This window comes from Pseudomonas sp. V88_4 (genome assembly GCF_029967985.1).
Lineage (GTDB): Bacteria > Pseudomonadota > Gammaproteobacteria > Pseudomonadales > Pseudomonadaceae > Aquipseudomonas > Aquipseudomonas glycinae.
Window position 1 is genome coordinate 176,717 of the sequence record NZ_JASCAF010000048.1, and the last position, 19,375, is coordinate 196,091.

Annotated in this window: 12 protein-coding genes; 6 read left to right on the plus strand and 6 right to left on the minus strand. The window is 60.1% G+C overall.

What is annotated here, in order from left to right:
- Nucleotides 1-29: 29 nt before the first annotated feature.
- Both gyrA and mtnA read right to left on the minus strand, forming a co-directional pair.
- Entirely contained in the window at nt 30-2,693 is a 2,664-nt protein-coding gene (gene gyrA / locus QLG12_RS28120; RefSeq protein WP_282475595.1) for a DNA gyrase subunit A, read from the minus strand.
- Nucleotides 2,694-3,140: 447 nt separating this feature from the next.
- Nucleotides 3,141-4,217 carry an S-methyl-5-thioribose-1-phosphate isomerase gene (mtnA, locus tag QLG12_RS28125; protein ID WP_282475596.1) on the minus strand — a complete coding sequence of 359 codons (1,077 nt, stop codon included), beginning with the start codon at nt 4,215-4,217 and terminating at the stop codon, nt 3,141-3,143.
- A 108-nt stretch (nt 4,218-4,325) separates the two neighbouring features.
- On the opposite strand from mtnA, the gene QLG12_RS28130 reads away from it, so the two are divergent.
- The 5 genes from QLG12_RS28130 to QLG12_RS28150 all read left to right on the plus strand — a co-directional run bounded on the left by QLG12_RS28130 (nt 4,326) and on the right by QLG12_RS28150 (nt 9,202).
- Nucleotides 4,326-5,660, plus strand: coding sequence for a TRZ/ATZ family hydrolase (locus QLG12_RS28130; RefSeq protein WP_236196767.1), 1,335 nt, complete (start codon nt 4,326-4,328; stop codon nt 5,658-5,660).
- A 57-nt stretch (nt 5,661-5,717) separates the two neighbouring features.
- Entirely contained in the window at nt 5,718-6,416 is a 699-nt protein-coding gene (gene ubiG / locus QLG12_RS28135) for a bifunctional 2-polyprenyl-6-hydroxyphenol methylase/3-demethylubiquinol 3-O-methyltransferase UbiG (protein WP_007950906.1), read from the plus strand.
- A 4-nt stretch (nt 6,417-6,420) separates the two neighbouring features.
- The gene (gene mupP / locus QLG12_RS28140; RefSeq protein WP_197869143.1) at nt 6,421-7,092 is read left to right on the plus strand and encodes an N-acetylmuramic acid 6-phosphate phosphatase MupP; all 672 of its coding nucleotides are present in this window, start codon (nt 6,421-6,423) and stop codon (nt 7,090-7,092) included.
- Between the two features lie 80 nt (nt 7,093-7,172).
- The gene (locus QLG12_RS28145) at nt 7,173-7,913 is read left to right on the plus strand and encodes a YciK family oxidoreductase (protein WP_197869144.1); all 741 of its coding nucleotides are present in this window, start codon (nt 7,173-7,175) and stop codon (nt 7,911-7,913) included.
- Nucleotides 7,914-8,275: 362 nt separating this feature from the next.
- Nucleotides 8,276-9,202: a GGDEF domain-containing protein gene (locus QLG12_RS28150; protein ID WP_085655148.1), complete on the plus strand. Its 927-nt coding sequence runs from the start codon at nt 8,276-8,278 to the stop codon at nt 9,200-9,202.
- Nucleotides 9,203-9,265: 63 nt separating this feature from the next.
- Here QLG12_RS28150 and QLG12_RS28155 read toward each other — a convergent pair whose 3' ends face one another.
- Together QLG12_RS28155 and QLG12_RS28160 are read right to left on the minus strand one after the other, a co-directional pair.
- Nucleotides 9,266-10,060: an iron-containing redox enzyme family protein gene (locus QLG12_RS28155; protein WP_064383403.1), complete on the minus strand. Its 795-nt coding sequence runs from the start codon at nt 10,058-10,060 to the stop codon at nt 9,266-9,268.
- A gap of 46 nt (nt 10,061-10,106) precedes the next feature.
- Nucleotides 10,107-12,569 (minus strand): EAL domain-containing protein, encoded by a 2,463-nt coding sequence (locus QLG12_RS28160; RefSeq protein ID WP_236194012.1) that lies wholly within the window; start codon nt 12,567-12,569, stop codon nt 10,107-10,109.
- A gap of 212 nt (nt 12,570-12,781) precedes the next feature.
- On the opposite strand from QLG12_RS28160, the gene QLG12_RS28165 reads away from it, so the two are divergent.
- Complete coding sequence (locus QLG12_RS28165) at nt 12,782-16,945, plus strand: hypothetical protein (protein ID WP_282475597.1); 4,164 nt, start codon at nt 12,782-12,784, stop codon at nt 16,943-16,945.
- A gap of 1 nt (nt 16,946) precedes the next feature.
- On the opposite strand, the gene QLG12_RS28170 is transcribed toward QLG12_RS28165, so the two are convergent.
- Nucleotides 16,947-18,764 (minus strand): ABC transporter ATP-binding protein, encoded by a 1,818-nt coding sequence (locus tag QLG12_RS28170; protein ID WP_011335382.1) that lies wholly within the window; start codon nt 18,762-18,764, stop codon nt 16,947-16,949.
- Nucleotides 18,757-19,359 carry a DsbA family protein gene (locus tag QLG12_RS28175; RefSeq protein ID WP_170928299.1) on the minus strand — a complete coding sequence of 201 codons (603 nt, stop codon included), beginning with the start codon at nt 19,357-19,359 and terminating at the stop codon, nt 18,757-18,759. The genes QLG12_RS28170 and QLG12_RS28175 overlap by 8 nt, the downstream gene beginning before the upstream one ends.
- Between the last annotated feature and the right edge of the window lie 16 nt (nt 19,360-19,375).

The following is a 19,375-nucleotide window of genomic DNA, read 5'->3' on the forward strand; positions in this document are numbered from 1 at the left end:
AGCAAACACTCTGCCCTGCTACGATTTGGTTAGTCTTGCGACTCTTCTTCGTCTGCGGCGTCCGCCTGCAGGTTGTCGACCGCATCGTCCGGTTCGGCGCCGATCACGCCATCTTCCAGCTCGACACCTTCTTCACCTTCAAGCTCTTCACCCTCGACTTCCGACGGCTCCTGAACCCGCTCCAGACCGACCAGGGTTTCATCCTTGGCCAGTTTGATCAGGGTCACACCCTGGGTGTTACGACCCAGACTGGAGACTTCGTCGACACGGGTACGCACCAGCGTGCCCTGGTCGGAAATCAGCATGATCTCCTCGCCGTCGAGCACCTGGACCGCACCGACCAGACGGCCGTTACGCTCGTTGCTGACCATGGCGATCACGCCCTGGCCGCCACGCTTGTACTCAGGGAACTCGGTGATCGCGGTGCGCTTGCCGTAGCCACGCTCGGAAGCGGTGAGGATCTGGCTGCCTTCTTCCGGGATCAGCATCGAAATCAGCTTCTGCCCTTCCGGCAGACGCATGCCGCGCACACCACGGGCGGTACGGCCCATGGCACGCACGTCGGATTCCTTGAAGCGGGTCACCTTGCCGCCATCGGAGAACAGCATTACTTCACGCTCGCCATCGGTAATCGCTGCGGAGATCAGCACGTCGCCTTCGTCCAGCTCCAGCGCGATCAGACCGACGCTGCGTTGACGGCTGAAGGATTCCAGCGGCGTCTTCTTCACGGTGCCGTTGGCGGTGGCCATGAAGATGTAGTGACCTTCGGTGTATTCCTCGACCGGCAGCATGGTGGTGATGTATTCACCGTCATCCAGCGGCAGCAGGTTGACCAGCGGACGACCACGGGCGGCGCGGGATGCTTCCGGAATTTCGTAGGTTTTCAGCCAGTACACCTTGCCCTTGCTGGAGAACAGCAGCAGCGTGGTGTGGCTGTTGGCGACCAGCAGGTGAGCGATGTAGTCCTCATCCTTCACGCCGGTAGCCGATTTGCCTTTACCGCCACGACGCTGGGCCTGGTACGCAGCCAGCGGCTGGGTCTTGGCATAGCCACCGTGGGAGATGGTCACGACGCGCTCTTCTTCCGGGATCATGTCGCCCAGGGTCAGGTCGAGACGGGCATCGAGAATTTCGGTACGACGCACGTCGCCGTATTCGGCGCGGATCACTTCCAGCTCTTCGCGGATCACTTCCATCAGGCGCACGGCGCTGTTGAGGATGCGGATCAGCTCGCCGATCTGGTTGAGGATCTCTTGATACTCGGCCAGCAGCTTTTCGTGTTCCAGACCGGTCAGGCGGTGCAGACGCAGCTCCAGAATGGCTTGCGCCTGCTCTGGCGACAGGAAGTACTTGCCGTCGCGCAGACCGTATTGCGGATCGAGGTTTTCCGGACGGCACGAATCGGCACCGGCACGCTCAACCATCGCCACCACAGCCGAGGATTCCCACGGCGTGCTGACCAGCGCTTCCTTGGCTTCCGACGGCGTCGGCGAAGCCTTGATCAGGGCGATCACCGGGTCGATGTTCGACAGGGCAACGGCCTGACCTTCGAGGATATGGCCGCGCTCGCGAGCCTTGCGCAGCTCGAACACGGTACGGCGGGTAACCACTTCGCGACGGTGACGGACGAAGGCTTCCAGCAGGTCCTTGAGGTTCAGAATCCGCGGACGGCCGTCGATCAGTGCGACGATGTTGATGCCGAATACCGATTGCAGCTGGGTCTGGGCGTAGAGGTTGTTGAGGATCACCTCAGGCACTTCGCCGCGACGCAGCTCGATCACCACGCGCATACCGTCCTTGTCGGACTCGTCGCGCAGCTCGGTGATGCCTTCGAGTTTCTTCTCTTTCACCAGCTCGGCGATCTTCTCGATCAGACGCGCCTTGTTCAGCTGGTAAGGGAGTTCGGTGATGACGATCTGCTGACGGCCACCGACCTTGTCGATGTCTTCGATGATCGAGCGGGCGCGCATGTAAATGCGGCCACGGCCGGTGCGGTAGGCTTCGATGATGCCAGCGCGACCGTTGATGATCGCGGCAGTCGGGAAGTCCGGACCGGGGATGTATTGCATCAGCTCATCGACGGTCAGCTCGGGATTGTCGATGAGGGCCAGGCAACCGTCGATGACTTCACCGAGGTTGTGCGGCGGAATGTTGGTCGCCATGCCCACGGCGATACCGCTGGAACCGTTGACCAGCAGGTTCGGCACGCGGGTCGGCATGACCGCCGGGATCAGTTCGGTGCCGTCGTAGTTCGGCACCCAGTCCACGGTTTCCTTGTGCAGGTCGGCCAGCAGCTCGTGCGCCAGCTTGGTCATGCGCACTTCGGTGTATCGCATGGCCGCGGCGTTGTCGCCGTCCACCGAACCGAAGTTGCCCTGACCATCCACCAGCAGATAACGCAGCGAGAACGGCTGCGCCATACGGACGATGGTGTCGTACACCGCGGTATCACCGTGCGGGTGATACTTACCGATCACGTCACCGACAACACGGGCAGATTTCTTGTACGGCTTGTTGAAGTCGTTGCCCAGCTCGCTCATCGCGAACAGCACGCGACGGTGCACGGGCTTCAAGCCATCGCGCGCATCCGGCAGTGCACGGCCGACGATCACGCTCATCGCGTAATCGAGATAGGACTGTTTCAGCTCGTCTTCGATATTGACCGGGAGGATTTCTTTGGCCAGTTCGCCCATGAGAAGCCTGATTCCTTTTTCTGGTGAAACTTCGCCATATCCATAGGGGACGCACGAAGCTCGTCGATGCAGGCCGAGTGCCATGCGCCGACTTACGACAAATCGACAAGTTGACCCTGGATTTGCGCAGTGAAGACAACCCCGTGGGACTGCCTCGGAAAACGCCGGATGTTATCACAAGAGCCGCCACGCACCTATCCCCCAGATGCGCATGGAGCATAGTTAGTTGACCGATGACAGGCTTAACGGGGACGAGAGAGGCTCAGAGCTTCCCTGAATGCGAATTTGAGGTGAGATTTGGGGATGTTTATTGACAATTATGGCCTCATCGCTGGCAAGTCGAGTCGTCGCACCGCAGCTCCCACAAGATCGGCGGCGTGCACAAAACCTGTGGGAGCTGGCTTGTCAGCGATAGCGTTCGAATATCCGAATAGACGCCAGAGTCAATCAATGCAGGCGCTTGCGGCACATCAACTGGGCCATTTTCGCGGTGTCCGGGCGCTCGACGATGCCTTTCTCGGTGACAATTGCATCGATCAGGTCCGCCGGGGTCACGTCGAATACCGGGTTGAACGCTTCAACGTCAGCGCCGACACGTTTGCCACCGACTTCCAGCAACTCGGCGCCGTCGCGCTCTTCGATCGGAATGTCATCACCGCTCGCCAGATTCATGTCGATGGTCGAACTCGGCGCCACCACCATGAAACGCACGCCGTGATGCATGGCGCTGACCGCCAGTTGATAGGTGCCGATCTTGTTCGCCACGTCGCCGTTGGCGGTGATCCGATCGGCGCCGACGATTACCCAGGTCACGCCTTTGGTCTTCATGATGTGCGCAGCGGCGGAGTCGGCGTTCAGGGTCACCGGAATGCCCTCGTTGGCCAGCTCCCACGCGGTCAGCCGCGAGCCTTGCAGCCACGGCCGGGTTTCGTCGGCGTAGACACGCTCGACCATGCCCTCGATGAACGCTGCGCGAATCACTCCGAGCGCCGTACCGAAACCGCCGGTGGCCAGGGCGCCGGTGTTGCAGTGCGTCAGAATTGCCTGGGCATTGCCCTGATGCTTGCGGATCAGGTCGACGCCAAGTTGAGCCATGGTCAGGTTGGCTTCGCGATCACTTTCATGAATGGCGATGGCTTCGGCTTCCAGCGCCACCAACGGATCGGCGTTTTCCTTCAAGCGATCCAGGCGGTCGTGCATGCGGTTCAACGCCCAGAACAGGTTGACCGCTGTCGGACGAGAGTCGGCCAGCAGCATGAAATCCTCTTCCAGTGCCGCGTACCAGTCGCCACCTTCGGCAATCCGGGTACGGGCCGCCAGCACGATGCCGTAGGCGGCACTGATGCCGATGGCCGGCGCACCGCGCACCACCATCGAGCGGATTGCCTCGGCCACGCCGGCGGCGCTGGTGTAGGCGATCCAGTTTTCCTCGAACGGCAAAACGCGCTGATCCAGCAGGTGGAGCGCGCCATCACGCCAATCGATGGCCTTTACTTTCTCCGCAGCCAACAGTCGATCGCGCATCCCTCACCCCGCACTCATGAACAAAAGCCGGCGATTATAGCGATCCCCCCGCGAAGACGCTCGGGTATACTTCGCCATCCTTTACAAAAGCACTGGAACCGACCCTCGATGCCGAAACCTGCCATTGTGCTCGACTTATTATTGCTGCCGACCTGGCTGGTACCCGTCGAACCCGCAGGCGTTGTGCTCAAGGAGCATGGCCTGGGCATCCGCGACGGGCGCATCGTGTTTATCGGCCCGCGTGCCGAAGCGCTGAAGTGTAACGCCGCCGAAGTCCGCGAACTGCCGGACGTCCTGCTCAGCCCCGGTCTGATCAACGCCCACGGCCACGCCGCGATGACCCTGTTCCGTGGCCTGGCCGACGATCTGCCGCTGATGACCTGGCTGGAAAACCACATCTGGCCGGCCGAGGGCAAATGGGTCGATGAAGATTTTGTGCGTGACGGCACCGACCTGGCCATCGCCGAGCAGATAAAAGGTGGCATCACCTGTTTCTCGGACATGTACTTCTTCCCGAAGGTTGCGAGCGAGCGAGTGCACAACAGCGGAATCCGCGCGCAGATCGCGATTCCGATCCTCGATTTCCCGATTCCGGGTGCCGCCAGCGCCGATGAAGCCATTCGTCAGGGCGTCGAACTGTTCGGCGACCTGAAGCATCACGAACGCATCAAGATCACCTTCGGCCCTCATGCACCCTACACCGTGGGCGACGAGAACCTGGAAAAAATCCGCGTGATCGCCGAAGAACTTGACGCCTCGATCCACATGCACGTTCACGAAACCGCTTTCGAAGTACAGCAAGCGGTCGAACAGCGCGGCGAACGCCCGCTGGCACGTCTCGGTCGCCTCGGTCTGCTCGGCCCGCGTTTCCAGGCCGTGCACATGACCCAGATCAGCGATGACGACCTGGCGTTGCTAGTAGAAAGCAACACCAGCGTGATCCACTGCCCGGAGTCGAACCTGAAACTGGCCAGCGGCTTCTGCCCGGTGGAGCGCCTGTGGCAGGCCGGGGTCAACGTCGCGGTCGGCACCGATGGCGCCGCGAGCAACAATGACCTGGACCTGCTGGGCGAAACCCGAACCGCCGCTCTGCTGGCCAAAGCCGTCGCGGGCTCGGCCACCGCGCTGGACGCCCACAGGGCACTGCGCATGGCCACGCTGAACGGCGCGCGCGCCCTGGGAATCGAAGCCGAGACCGGCTCGCTGGAGCTCGGCAAGGCCGCAGACATTGTCGCCTTCGACCTGTCCGGCCTGGCGCAACAACCGGTCTATGACCCGGTCTCGCAGCTTATATACGCCACCGGTCGCGACTGCGTGAAACACCTGTGGGTCGCCGGCAAACAGTTGCTCGACGACCGCCGCCTGACACGCCTGGACGAACAGCAGCTCGGCGAAACCGCCCGGGCCTGGGGGCGACGCATCAGCGGCCACACCGAATCGTAAACACTCCGGAGCAAACGCCGGGGCTACAGCCATTTCCAAGTTTTAGAGGATTGAATCATGAGCAACGTCGACCACGCCGAAATCGCCAAATTCGAAGCCCTGGCCCATCGTTGGTGGGATCGCGAAAGCGAGTTCAAACCGCTGCACGACATCAACCCGCTGCGGGTCAACTGGATTGACGAGCGCGTCAACCTGGCCGGCAAAAAGGTCCTCGACGTCGGTTGCGGCGGCGGCATTCTCAGCGAAGCCATGGCCCAGCGCGGCGCGACCGTGACCGGCATCGACATGGGCGAAGCACCGTTGGCGGTCGCGCAACTGCATCAGCTGGAATCCGGGGTGAACGTCGAGTACCGCCAGATCACCGCCGAAGCCCTGGCTGAAGAAATGCCCGAGCAGTTCGACGTTGTCACTTGCCTGGAAATGCTCGAGCACGTGCCGGATCCGTCCTCGGTGATCCGCGCCTGTTTCCGCATGGTCAAGCCCGGCGGCCAGGTGTTCTTCTCCACCATCAACCGCAATCCGAAGGCGTACCTGTTCGCCATCGTCGGCGCCGAATACATCATGAAGCTGCTGCCGCGCGGCACCCACGACTTCAAGAAATTCATCCGTCCGTCCGAGCTGGGTGCCTGGAGCCGCATGGCCGGCCTGACCGTCAAGGACATCATCGGCCTGACTTACAACCCGCTGACCAAGCACTACAAGCTGGCGGCGGACGTTGACGTCAACTACATGATCCAGACCCTGCGCGAGGAGTAAGCCGATGGCCATCAGAGCAGTCCTTTTCGACATGGACGGCACTCTGCTCGACACCGCGCCGGACTTCATCGCCATCTGCCAGGCGATGCGCGCGGATCGTGGCTTGCCGCCGATGAACGACAAACACATCCGCGATGAAATCTCCGGCGGCGCCAAGGCCATGGTCGCGGTGACGTTCTCGATGGATCCGGAGTCGCCGGGCTTCGAGGAGTTGCGTCTGGAGTTCCTCGAGCGCTATCTGGTGGGCTGCGCCGTGCACAGCAAGCTGTTCGACGGCATGGGCGAATTGCTGGCGGATATCGAGAAAGCCAATCTGGTCTGGGGTGTGGTCACCAACAAGCCGCTGCGCTTCGCCGAGCCGATCATGCAGCAACTGGGACTGGCCGAGCGCTCTGCACTGCTGATCTGCCCGGATCACGTGAAGAACAGCAAACCGGATCCCGAGATGCTGATCCTTGCCTGCAAGATGCTTGATCTGGATCCGTCGAGTGTTCTGTTTATCGGCGATGATCTGCGCGATATCGAATCCGGCCGTGACGCCGGCACCAGGACCGCTGCCGTGACCTATGGCTACATTCACCCCGACGACAACCCTCGTCATTGGGGCGCGGACGTGGTGGTGGATCATCCGCTGGAGTTGCGCAAGGTGCTGGATAACGCTCTGTGCAGTTGCTGAGTGGTGCTGCAAAGCGACCATCGCTGTATTCCCGCGCAAGATGCGGGAACGATCAGAAGTTAATGGATTAGAGGTTTCTTATGTTTGATTACTCCGCTCGCCCCGAATTGCTCAAGGATCGGGTCATTCTGGTCACCGGTGCCGGTCGCGGCATCGGCGCGGCTGCCGCCAGGACCTACGCCGCCCATGGCGCGACCGTGCTGCTGCTGGGCAAGACCGAAGCCAACCTGACCCAGGTCTACGACGAGATCGAAGCGGCCGGGCATCCGCAGCCGGCCGTGATCCCGTTCAACCTCGAAACCGCCCTGCCCCATCAATACGATGAGCTGGCGGCGATGATCGAGACCGAGTTCGGCCACCTTGACGGCCTGCTGCACAACGCCTCGATCATTGGCCCGCGCACGCCGATCGAGCAGTTGTCCGGTGAAAACTTCATGCGTGTCATGCAGGTCAACGTCAACGCGATGTTCATGCTGACCAGCACCCTGCTGCCGCTGCTGAAACTGTCGCAGGACGCCTCGGTGGTGTTCACCTCCAGCAGCGTCGGGCGCAAGGGGCGTGCTTACTGGGGCGCCTATGGCGTATCGAAGTTCGCTACCGAAGGCCTGATGCAAACCCTGGCCGACGAAGTCGACGGCGTGGCGCCGGTCCGCTCCAACAGCATCAACCCCGGGGGAACCCGCACCAGCATGCGTGCTCAGGCGTATCCGGGTGAAAACCCGCTGAACAATCCGACGCCGGAAGAGATCATGCCGGTCTACCTGTACCTGATGGGCCCGGACAGCACCGGTATCAATGGTCAGGCCTTCAACGCCCAGTAATGCCATACGTCGCATTTGTTGCCGTGGCGGAATACCGTCGCGGCATGCAATTGCCGCTCTGAGCGCGGCAAATTCAGTCAAATAACCACCGCCCCTTCTCCCGCCAAAACCTCAAGCCATTGATTCAAAACGGTTTTAATAAAATATGAACCGTATGGCACGACTTTCGCTCTACATTTCCTCAAAGCACGCCGAGTGAAGGCAGTCGGGCAAGGCCTGATTCGATAGCTGACTAATCGTCATCGGGCAGACTAAACTTACGCCAAATGTCCTACGGGACTGATGGATCAGTATGACGCGCAGCCCATAGCCGCTCTCACCCAGCCTGTAAGACAGACTTACTGCTTAGGGGCTCACGCCATATGAAATCACCCTCCCAGACCACTGCAATTGACTTCGACAGTGCCAAATTGCAACGCCTGGGCTTTGGTCAGCAGCCGCCTCTCCTGGCGCGACCTGTCAGCCTGGCGCAACTGCGCCAGCAAATGAGCCTGCAACTGCAAACCAGCCTTGAACCTCAACGCATCCTCGGTCTGTTTTTCCGCGAAGTTCAGCGTCTGGTGCCGCTGGACGCCTTGACCTACGTGCACAACGGCAGCGACCTGCGCCTGGAGTTCGGTGCCCGCGGCCACCACTCGGCCAGCTACCGCCTCAGCCACGAAGGCGAGCACATGGGTGAGCTGGTGTTCCGCCGCAACCAGCGTTTCAGCGAACAGGAACTGGGCAATCTCGAATCGTTGCTGTCTGCGCTGCTGTATCCGATGCGCAATGCCCTGCTCTACCGCGCCGCCACGCAAAGCGCCCTGCGTGATCCGCTGACCGGTGCCGGCAACCGTATTGCCATGGAGCAGACACTGCAACGTGAAATCGAGATGTCCCGCCGGCACCTGCAACCGTTGTCGTTGCTGATGCTGGACATCGACCATTTCAAACAGGTCAACGACCTCCATGGTCACAGCGCCGGCGACGACGTGCTCAAAGCCGTGGCGGCATCGATCAAGGGCCAGTTGCGTAATGTCGATATGGTGTTCCGTTATGGCGGGGAAGAGTTTCTGATTCTGCTGTCCAACACCGGGCGTGATGCGGCCGCCATGGTCGGTGAGCGCCTGCGTCAGGCAGCCCAGGCCCAGGATTACTATGCCAATAATCGATTGATCGAACTGACCGTGAGTCTCGGCTGCTCGACCCTGTTGCCGGGCGAATCCGCCGAAAGCCTGCTGCGCCGTGCCGACAGCGCGCTGTATGTGGCCAAGCGCGAGGGTCGCAATCGCCTGACCATGGCGGGCTAGATATTCGCTGCCAACAAAAAACGGGAGCCAGGGCTCCCGTTTTTTTTATTGATGTCGCCGAAACTAGCTCTCGACCAGTGCCCGACGCTCACGCCCGACCATCACCCGCTCCGACAGTTCGAGCTGCATGCAGCGCTCGAGGAACAGGTACATGTAGTCATAACTCTTGCAGATCGCCTGTCGCAGCTCCGCCTGCAAGGCTTTGCTCGGGTTCATCCCGGCGAGGGTGCAGATGATCTCCAGCGCTTCCCACGGATGGGCATCGTCGTACTGGGCGTGCATCTTCAGCCACTTCATGGCCCGCTTGCGATCCTCTTCAGGAAAAGCGGCGGCATAGACACCCGTCGAACACACCAGCGCCGACCACTCCCCGGTCGCGCCTTCGATGGCGTAGTTGGTGGCCGCGATGGCCACGATCAGTGAATCCGCCGAACTGGTGTGCCAGCACCAGTGGCTCAGGGCGTGCAATTCCGGTGGCACCTGCTGCGCCTGCAAATCTTCCAGGCTCACCCCATGAGCCCGGCTCCAGTGCAGCCAATAATCGGCGTGGTTGAGTTCGACGCGGATATTGCGCATCAGCCAGCGCCGCGCCATGTCTTCACCCGGATGACGGGCGAATTTGGTCTTGGTGAGATTCTGCGCCATGTACAACGCGAATTGCTCAACGACGGGCCAGCCCCCGATCAGGTACTGGCGCATGGTTCTGGCGCTGAGCTTGTTATCACGCATACGCAGATAAAGTTCATGTTCGACAACCCGGCGTTTGCTCTCGCTGCAATCCTGGATCAGTTGTTGCGCCCAGGCGGGATAACTTGCAGCTTCCATGAGTGGTCCGGTTCGGTTGAATGTGTCGATCACTGTTCGGCTCCTTTTGATTTGTGATTGTAAGGATCGGCAAGAGATTTCAACGGAACGTGCCAGGCGCCTTGAATAACAACGGCTGCGGTCTGGCGGGCCGACTTTGCAAACTGTCACAGGTAAACAACTGCGGACGCTCCACTACATAACCCTGAGCGTAATCCACGCCGATTTCAAGCAATGCCTGCTCGATCTGCGCTGTTTCAACAAACTCGGCAATTGTCTGCTTACCCATGACATGCCCGATGTGATTGATCACTTCGACCATTGCACGGTTAATCGGGTCGTCCAGCATATCCTTTACGAAACTCCCGTCGATCTTCAGGAAGTCTACAGGCAAATGTTTCAGATAAGCGAATGAAGACATTCCGGCGCAAAAGTCATCCAGTGAGAAATAACATCCCAAGCCTTTGAGTTCATTAATAAATCTGATTGCGCTCCCGAGATTTGCAATGGCACTGGTTTCTGTAATTTCAAAACAAATCATTTCAGGCGGTATGCCGTAGTTATCAAACTGTTCCCGCAGAAAGTGCAAGAACGCGTCATCTCCGATAGTAATGCCTGAAAGATTAATCGCACACATTGCCAGAGGGCCTTCGCACTTATCGTTAATACATTGAGCAATAACCTTAAATACATTTTGAACAACCCATCGATCCAGCGAGGTCATCAAACCGTAACGCTCTGCCGCCGGTATGAAACTGTCCGGCAGAATCATCCGGCCCGCTTCGTCATGCAGACGCAGCAGAATTTCGATATGTCCGCCCTTGCCAACGGCAACCGAACCCAGCGGGGCGATTTCCTGGGCATAGAGGCAGAAGCGGTTTTCTTCCAGAGCCATATGCAGGCGTTGCACCCAGGCCATCTCGCCAAAACGCAGGGACAGTTCCGAGTCGTCGGCATGGTAGACCTGCACCCGGTTGCGGCCCTTTTCCTTGGCCATGTAGCAAGCCATGTCGGCGGCCCGCAACGAGGCTTCGAGAGTGGTCGGGTTCTGTGCGACGTGCACCAGACCAATGCTGACGGTGGTCAGGAATGGCCGCCCCTTCCAGACAAAGTGCAGGTTTTGCACGGTCTGACGCAAGCTCTCGGCGATCTTCTCGGCCGCCTCCGGTGCGCAGTTCTCCAGCAGGATGCCGAACTCGTCGCCGCCCAGCCGCGCCAGGGTGTCGCCTTCGCGCAGACCCGATTGCAGCAATGCGCAGATATGCCGCAGCAACTCATCGCCGGCCGCATGCCCGCAGGTGTCATTGACCAGTTTGAATTGATCCAGATCGAGGAACATCAGCGCATGCCGCCCGGCCTGGCGTGTCAGGTTGTGCAGCGCCTGTTCGAGCCGGTATTCAAACTCGCGTCGGTTGGCCAGCCCGGTCAGTGCATCGTGGGTGGCCTGCCATGACAGATTGGCGATGTATTGCCGCTCCTGGGTCATGTCATGTAGCACCAGCACCGCCCCACTGACCTTGCCGGCATTGCGGATCGGCGCGCCGACCAGGGTCACCGACACCGTGCTGCCGTCCAGTCGCTGGATCAGCTTCGAGTGTTCGCTGCCGCCGGTCAGCTGGCCACTGAGAATGTGCTCGATCAGGGTCAACCCTTCCGTCTGGGCGTTGTCATCCAGCAAATTGAACAACGCCGCCAGCGGCAGACCGGACGCCTGCTCGGCCTTCCAGTGGGTCAACGCCTCGGCGGCCGGATTCATGTAGTCGATCGCCCCGCTCACGTCGGTGGTGATCACACCGTCGCCAATCGAATGCAGGGTGACATGCGCGCGATCTTTTTCCAGTTGCAACGCTTCGGCGAAAGCATGGCGCTGCTTGAGCAGTTTGCGGGTGCGCAGCAGCGCCAGCACGATCAGGCCCAGTGCGGTGGCCAGGTTGGTAAACAGCAGCAGGCGCAGAATCATCCGCGAGCCTTCACCCAGGGCATCGCTGAACGCCTTGGCGGCCGGGGTCACGCCGTCGTTGATCGCAAAGATCCGGTCTTTCCAGCGGCGGATATCGGCCTCGGTGGCGGCATTGGCGGTGATGCGCTGATGCATCTCCTGCGCCACGCCGTCGAGCTCTACCAGATAGGCATCGCCCAGGGTCCAGCGGTCGATGGCAATTTCCAGATAACTGAAGTGACGGAAATTCAGGTACAGCCAGATCAGGCTGGAGACATCGTCCGGGTGGTTGCCGCCCTTGAGAATGCCCTCGCGTGCCGCCTGCAGGTCGGGCGGTTGCTTGTCCAGTGCCAGACGCAACTGATGACCGCCCTGAGGCACGGCAATGGCGTTCTGGTACTTGAGGTAGATCGCATCATCACGGCTGTCGGCGTACAGGTTGAGGTAATAGATGGCGTCCTTCTGGCCCTTGGACCAGAGGCTCTCGCCCGCCACATAACCGCGAACGGCCGACAGGACATAAAGACTCACGCCCCCCAGCAACGCCTGAAACAACACGACGGCGATGAATGGCCAGACGATGCCCAACAACCGAGGCGTTCCGAGAGTCCGCTTTTGCTTCATGGTATTCCTTGCATGAGCACTGCCTGATCGTCCTGCGAACATCCCCTCAAGACTAGGAGGCCTTCCCGGTTCCGGCAAGCGACGGATCCGCCTCAGTTCAGGACAGAAGCCGGATAGACATATATACGGCCACACCTGCAGGCGGGACCGATTAACTGGGCACTCCAGGCATTCTCCCTTTGTGGCGGGAATGCTTTCACAAGGAGTGTGACATGACCTCGACGTCTCCAGCTTCAATCGATCCATCGGCAATTGCAGAATCGAGCGCTCGCAAGACGCTGGGTCTGGATGCCGGCCCGGATATCGAATCCCTGGTTCCCCGACCGACCGCCAGGGACCGGAAAAGGTTCAAGGCCGCGCAGCTTGCGACACCAGCCCCTGCGCCCTCCATGACCCTTGAACAGTACACGGCGAAAAGCATCAATGAACGAATGATCGAAACGGTCAAATCCTTTCTGATCGGCAAGCCCTCGCTGATTCGTCATTTGAGTGGCGATATCCTGCGCCTCGCGGCCCCGGAAGCGCTGCGCGCGACACCTTCGGTTTTCCTCCAGCGAATACTCAATACCCCGGAATCGCTTGATCTGACAGAACGGCTACTGAAAAAGCTCAAATGGTACGGCGCGTCCCCAGGCGAACAGACGCCGGCGTCGGTGCGTTATCAGTTGATCTGCAAAGCCATCTGCCTCTATCTGCACACCCCCTCAGCTGACGAGCCGCAAGCGCTCGCCGGTTTTCACTGGCAAGACCCGGCCCACTGGGGCAAGAGCTACCAGACCCTGCGCCACGAATTCGAACAGCATTTGCTGCGCAGCGGCCGGGTTGCCAACACCAAAGAGGCGATCCTTCTGGCTCGGGTATTCCAGACCCGCCTTTCGAAAGATTTCAGCGTGCGCGATGTGCCACCGGAGCTTCGTTACAAGACCTCCGTGGTCTGGGTGAACTTCATGCACGGCGTACTGCTGGCCGAGGAAACCGGTCTGGATCAATCAGCGCCCTTGTCCTTCCAGCAACTGGTTGATCTGCCGCTGCAACGCAGCGCCGGCGCATCGGCCGAACAACTTGAGGCGATTGCACGACTGCGTATAGCTCCTGCCCTGGAATGGGCCGTCTGCACGGGCGCCATTGCGCAGCGAACGCCAACCGCTTACGACCAGGAAGATATCAACCGCGCACTGTCGGCTCTGGAAGAGCACACCGAGCGCCTGAACAACGCCGTGAAGACACTGGACTTGCGTCCACCTGAGCGACTGCAGATGGCCAGGCAGGTCATGACGAACGTTTTCAGAGGCGTCACGTTCGCACGGGACGGGCGCAAATTGATGTCGGCGGATCCGAGTCACAGCCATTCCAGGGCACCACTGGATCTGAAGAAGCAGCAGGGCCAGGACTTTCTCGACGTCTATGCAGACGGTCAGCTTGATGGCAGCAAGCGATGGATCGTCTCCATGCCCGATGGTACAACGCGTTCGACCACAGCACTGAGGCTCGATGGACAGCGAGTGCTCCATGCCGAGCGGGAAAACTGGCGCGGCGGTTATGACCGGGTCGAAGACGGCGTCTACAGTTGGGCCGGCAATTTCTTGCCTGACATCAACGCCCGGTTCGAAATTGCGTTCAACGGCTACCTGACAACCATCAGACAGGCTTATCAATCGCTGATTGCCAGTTTGCTCAGATCACTGCCAGCGGCAGATCGCCGAGCGCTGGCTCGAGGTGAAGTCCAGGTGCTGAGCCTGCGGCAGAAAACCGCGCCGAACGAGAAGTCGGAGCAAATCCGGGCAAGGAAGGGATTCGTCCTGAAAGTGATTTACAACACAGACATCACTTACTACGAACTCATCCCGAGCGCGGGCGTCGTTCGTCAGCGAACCGGTTTGAGGTTTTCCACAATCGATGGCGTTCGAACAGAGTTTCCACTGCACGCCTCGATCCCGGGACAAAGCTATTCGCCCGAGCGCAATCTGAGCACTTCCCTCCTGCTCGACTGGTCCGCCCACTTCCACGGCAGAGTGCCGGCAGAGCGGGCATCGTGTCCGGGATACCTCGATATCATGGGGTTCATGCCGGCAGCGGTATCATCCGGCTCGACGGATGCCGAGGGTGAAGCCCTCCTTACGACATCCCGACTGAATGAACTGGCGGGTTATATCGCAACGAACTTTCTCTATGTAGATAAACAGCAACTGCACATACAGGCCCGCGGCATGACGTCCTTCGACGCCGCTCGGGCGAAAACCGAGAAGCGCCTGGAAACGTTCGTTTCCATCGTCAAGGGATTCGTGCCTTTCTGGGGCAGTATCGACGATCTTCTGTCGGACAGCACCTCAGGCAAAATCATGGGCGGGGTCGGACTCCTGTTTGATCTCGCATCGTTCCTTTGCCCTATCGGCAAATTCATCTCGGGCTCAGTGCGCCTGCTTCGTGCCACTGTCGGCAGCAGTCGCATGGCTATCAAAGCGAGCCTGCCGTCCTTCTCGACGCTGACTCGCAAGCTTCTGACCAACTCACTGGCAAATCTCAACCCGCTTGATGGCATTCCCACACTGCTTAAAAGTCTGGGAAGCGGTGCTGGCAGAGGACTGCTGTTCATCGGTCGGGCGAGTATCGGCGGCATCAGAAAACTCACGGGACATGCTGACAGCTACCGACTGGTTCATAACCTGCCCCAGGCCATCGATCCGGGGAACTGGAAGCCGCTGGCCAATACTGACGAGCTGGCAACGGTCAACGGCATCGATGACGTGATTGTGCGTCACACAAATGCGTTGGATCTGGAACAACTGCATCTGGTCGACCCGTTGACATCCCTGCCCTATGGCCCGCGCCTGCGCAACAACAGCCGGGATCTCATCCAGGGCAGATCCACTTTCAGGAAGCTGCCGCCCACCGAATCCCACGCTCTGGCCGAAGTCCCGGAACACGCCCATGTTCGTGAAATGCTGGAGATCGATGGCCGAACCACGCTGTTGATTGATGACATCCCCTATCGTCTGGATGGCGATCAATTGCGTCGGGCCGATCTGATTGAGGAAAAGGCCCTCTTCAAACCCCTGCCATGTCGGGTGAGCCGTGCGCCAGGGGACGTTTGCCGAACAAGTTATGTCACCCGCAATCCGGCGCCGACGCCCGCAGCCGGGAGCTTCGATGACAGCAAAGGCTGGGCCCCCTGGTTCGGGGACACCCTCTATAGACCGGCCAACTCGACGCGACCCTTGCTGAAAAGTGCCATAAAGACCTACAAACAACTCAATGCCTCGATAGCGTTTCAAAAGGGAATCTATGCACGAATCAAGGTCAGCCTCCCGTCCAAAGGTTCAAAACGGTTCGATACGCTTGAGGTCGGGGCGATCATCGTGCCTGCGAAAGACAATTCAAAGCACTATGTATTCACCCGACTGAACGCCGCAGACTTCTACGTCACCGAGCGCTTGCCGACACAGGCCTTTTCCGACCCCTTGGTTTTGCGCAAGGCTCAAACCCTGCCCACCGACCTGGCCGAAGAATTGAAGAGGGTTTATACCGGGTCGCTCAACGCCAACAACACCGCACGAATCCATTCGGCTGCAGAGGTCGAACGCGCCCTGACAACCATGGACGACATTGCGATTGCGCTGGGCACCGCAGCCAGCCCGCCGGCCGGGATGAAATGGCTCAAAGTGGATACCAGCCCCGGCGAAGCCCTGATGTTCGACCATTCGACGCGGATGATCGTCGCCCGCCGTGCCGAAGGCGCCACGACCTGGGCGCGAAGCAAAGACGCACCAGAAGCCTTGCGAAAGCGCACAGCAGAAATTTTCGACACCTTGTTCCTGTCACCGGTGATCAATCCACCGGACACCAACGCGGCGCTGCGCATCGAAGTCACGATGCAAAAGTTGCAACATTTGATGCGCAGATTTGACCGTACAGGCAACGCTCGAAACATCGCCTATGCCGAAGTCATCAACGCAAAAGGCATGCGAGAGGTTTACGTCAGCGTCTCCGGTGCTCAGGGCACAACCAGACACCTGCCGGTTTTCCGCCATCTGGGTGCCAATCACGTAAAAATCGGCGACACCACCTACATCAACATCGACTACAGCCTGACTGTCGGCAAGACCAACCTGGAATTGACGGATAGAGGGCGTCTGGCTGCGGTACCGCTGACCATCAAGGACATCGATAACTACACACCTGAGCTGGCAGCCCGGCCGACCTCTCTGGACAGTGAAAGCAAGCTGATTCGCGTGATACGCGAGAAATATCCTGACCCGCTGGAATTGAAGTCGGTGGACGTCGCAACCACGATGCCACCCTGCGGGTCATGTTCACTGGTCATGAAGGAGTTCGGGCATAAAGGCGAAGCAGGCGCGCTACAGGTTTTATGGAACTGAACTACAACCGCTGCAAATGCCCATAAAGCTTGGCGTACAACCCACCATCGGCAATCAGTTGCTGATGGTCGCCATCTTCAGCCACTTGCCCGCCGTCGAACACCAGCACCCGGTCGGCCTGTTTCACCGCCGACAAGCGGTGGGCGATGATCAGTGTGGTGCGACCATGGAGAAAGCGCGCCATGGCCTGGTGCAGGTTGTATTCGGTCGCAGCATCGAGGGCTGACGTCGCTTCGTCGAGGATCACCACTTTGGGTTCGGCGAGGATCATCCGGGCGATGGCCAGCCGTTGCCGCTGCCCCCCGGACAGGCGCACGCCGGAGCGGCCGACGATGCTGTCCAGACCGTCCGGCAAGGCGCGGATGGTAGGTTCGAGCTGGGCGATTTCCAGTGCCTGCCAGCAGGCTTCATCGCTGCGGGTACGACCCATGGTCAGGTTGGCGCGCACGGTGTCGTTGAACAGCGCCGGATGTTGCAACACCACAGCGACGTTTTCCCGAACCGTTTCCAGGCCGATTTCCTGCTGGCTCGAGCCGCCGAAACGGATCGTCCCCGCCAGTGGTGTGTACAGGCCCAAGAGCAATTGCACGAGGGTACTCTTGCCTCCGCCGCTGGCGCCGACAATCGCTACTTTTTCACCGGGGGCGATGGACAGGTTCAACTGATCCAGCACCAGTTCGTCGCCATAACCGAAGCTCAGACCCTGCACTTGAATCCCGACCGTATCGCGGCCCTTGAACGGGTCGACGCCGCCGGGATATTGCGGCTCGTCGGCGCGGGCCAGCAGTTCATTGATCCGCGACAGCGCCCCGCCTGCCGCGTAGTAGGCATATTGCAGGTTCAGCAGTTGTTCGACCGGGCCGATCATGAACCACAGGTAGCTGAACACCGCGAGCATCTGGCCAATCGACAGGTCAGAGAACAACACCGTCAACATGGCCGCCGCGCGGAAGATATCGATGCCGAACTGAAACAACAGGCCGCTGGCGCGATTCGAAGCGTCGGTCTTCCACTGCGAGTTGACCGCGTAGTTGCGCACTTCCTGAGCCCGCAGGCCAAGGCGCCCAAGGAAGAAGCCCTGACGGTTGCCGGCACGCACTTCCTGGATCGCATCGAGGGTTTCGCTCAGCGCCTGGGTGAAACGCGAGGTGCTGTCGTTCTCCAGTTTCTTCAGGTGTTTGACCCGTTTGCCCAACTGCACCGTGGCGTAAATCACCAAGGGGTTGAACAGCAGGATCAGCAGCGCCAGTTTCCAGTGCATCCACATCAGGATGCTGGCAGTGCCGACCAGCGTCAGCATCGCCACCAGAAAACGGCTGAGGGTTTCTCCGACAAACTTGTCGAGGGTGTCGAGGTCGGTGACCAGGTGCGTGGTAACGGTGCCGCTGCCCAGGCTTTCGTATTCACCCAGCGAGATCCGTTTCAGACGCTCGATCAGCCGCACGCGGATGCGGTACACGATGTCCTTGGCCAGCCGCGCAAACAATCGCGCCTGCAAAACGCCAAAACACAGGGCGCTGCAACGCAGAGTCAGCGTCACCACCAGCATCAGGCCGATATAGCCCGCCGCCTGCTGCCACATCGAGGGCAGCAGGTGGTTCATGACTTTCAGCGCGGCATCGCCATGGCCGAGCAGGACTTCGTCCACCAGCAACGGCAACAGCAACGGAATCGGCACGCTGCACAGCGTCGCCAGTACGGCCACGCCGTTGGCGATCCACAGGGATTTTTTGTGATGAAGTGCCAGTCGCCGGACTTCAGCCCAGCTCAGCCGGTCGACACGCTTGACGGCTGGCGTGTCATCGGCCGGGTCAGACACAGGCCGCGCGCTCCAGCCATCGACCGAGCAACGGCGACAGTTCACTAAGCGGCTGGTAACCGTTGGTCAGCAACGCCAGTTGGCCGTTGCGTTCGGCGAGCAGGGTCGGGAAGCCGGCGATGCCCAGATCCTGGACCCAAGTAAAATCGGCCTGGGTCGCCTTGTGTTGATCGGCATGATCGAACAGGGCAGCAAATTCGATGCGCGGGACGCCGGCCTTCTCCGCCAGCTCCACCAGAACGCTGGCCTGGGTGACATCGCGACCTTCAGCGTAAAACGCGTGCTGGATCAGCCCGACCAGTTTCCACGCGCAATCCGGCGCCAGGCTGCGCGCGGTGACGATGGCCCGGCAGGCCGGTTCGGTGTCGTAGACAAAACCGTCGGGCAACGCGCCTTCGAACTTGAACGGCTGGCCGGTGGCCTCGGTGACCGCCTGCCAGTGTTCGAGAATGTAGCGCCGGGTGGTTGGCTCCAGCGCCGAACCGCTGCCGGTGCGCAACCCGCCGACCACCAGGTGCAGTTCCACCCCGGCGGCCTGCGCCTGCTCCACCAATGCCTTGGCCACCGGGGCAAATCCCCAGCACCACGAACACATCGGATCCATCACATAG

Excerpts from the sequence above, each read along its gene's own strand:
- gyrA (WP_282475595.1), bottom strand. The coding sequence starts at position 2,693 with ATGGGCGAACTGGCCAAAGAAATCCTCCCGGTCAATATCGAAGACGAG.
- mtnA (WP_282475596.1), bottom strand. The coding sequence starts at position 4,217 with ATGCGCGATCGACTGTTGGCTGCGGAGAAAGTAAAGGCCATCGATTGG.
- QLG12_RS28130 (WP_236196767.1), top strand. The coding sequence starts at position 4,326 with ATGCCGAAACCTGCCATTGTGCTCGACTTATTATTGCTGCCGACCTGG.
- ubiG (WP_007950906.1), top strand. The coding sequence starts at position 5,718 with ATGAGCAACGTCGACCACGCCGAAATCGCCAAATTCGAAGCCCTGGCC.
- mupP (WP_197869143.1), top strand. The coding sequence starts at position 6,421 with ATGGCCATCAGAGCAGTCCTTTTCGACATGGACGGCACTCTGCTCGAC.
- QLG12_RS28145 (WP_197869144.1), top strand. The coding sequence starts at position 7,173 with ATGTTTGATTACTCCGCTCGCCCCGAATTGCTCAAGGATCGGGTCATT.
- QLG12_RS28150 (WP_085655148.1), top strand. The coding sequence starts at position 8,276 with ATGAAATCACCCTCCCAGACCACTGCAATTGACTTCGACAGTGCCAAA.
- QLG12_RS28160 (WP_236194012.1), bottom strand. The coding sequence starts at position 12,569 with ATGAAGCAAAAGCGGACTCTCGGAACGCCTCGGTTGTTGGGCATCGTC.
- QLG12_RS28165 (WP_282475597.1), top strand. The coding sequence starts at position 12,782 with ATGACCTCGACGTCTCCAGCTTCAATCGATCCATCGGCAATTGCAGAA.
- QLG12_RS28175 (WP_170928299.1), bottom strand. The coding sequence starts at position 19,359 with ATGTGTTCGTGGTGCTGGGGATTTGCCCCGGTGGCCAAGGCATTGGTG.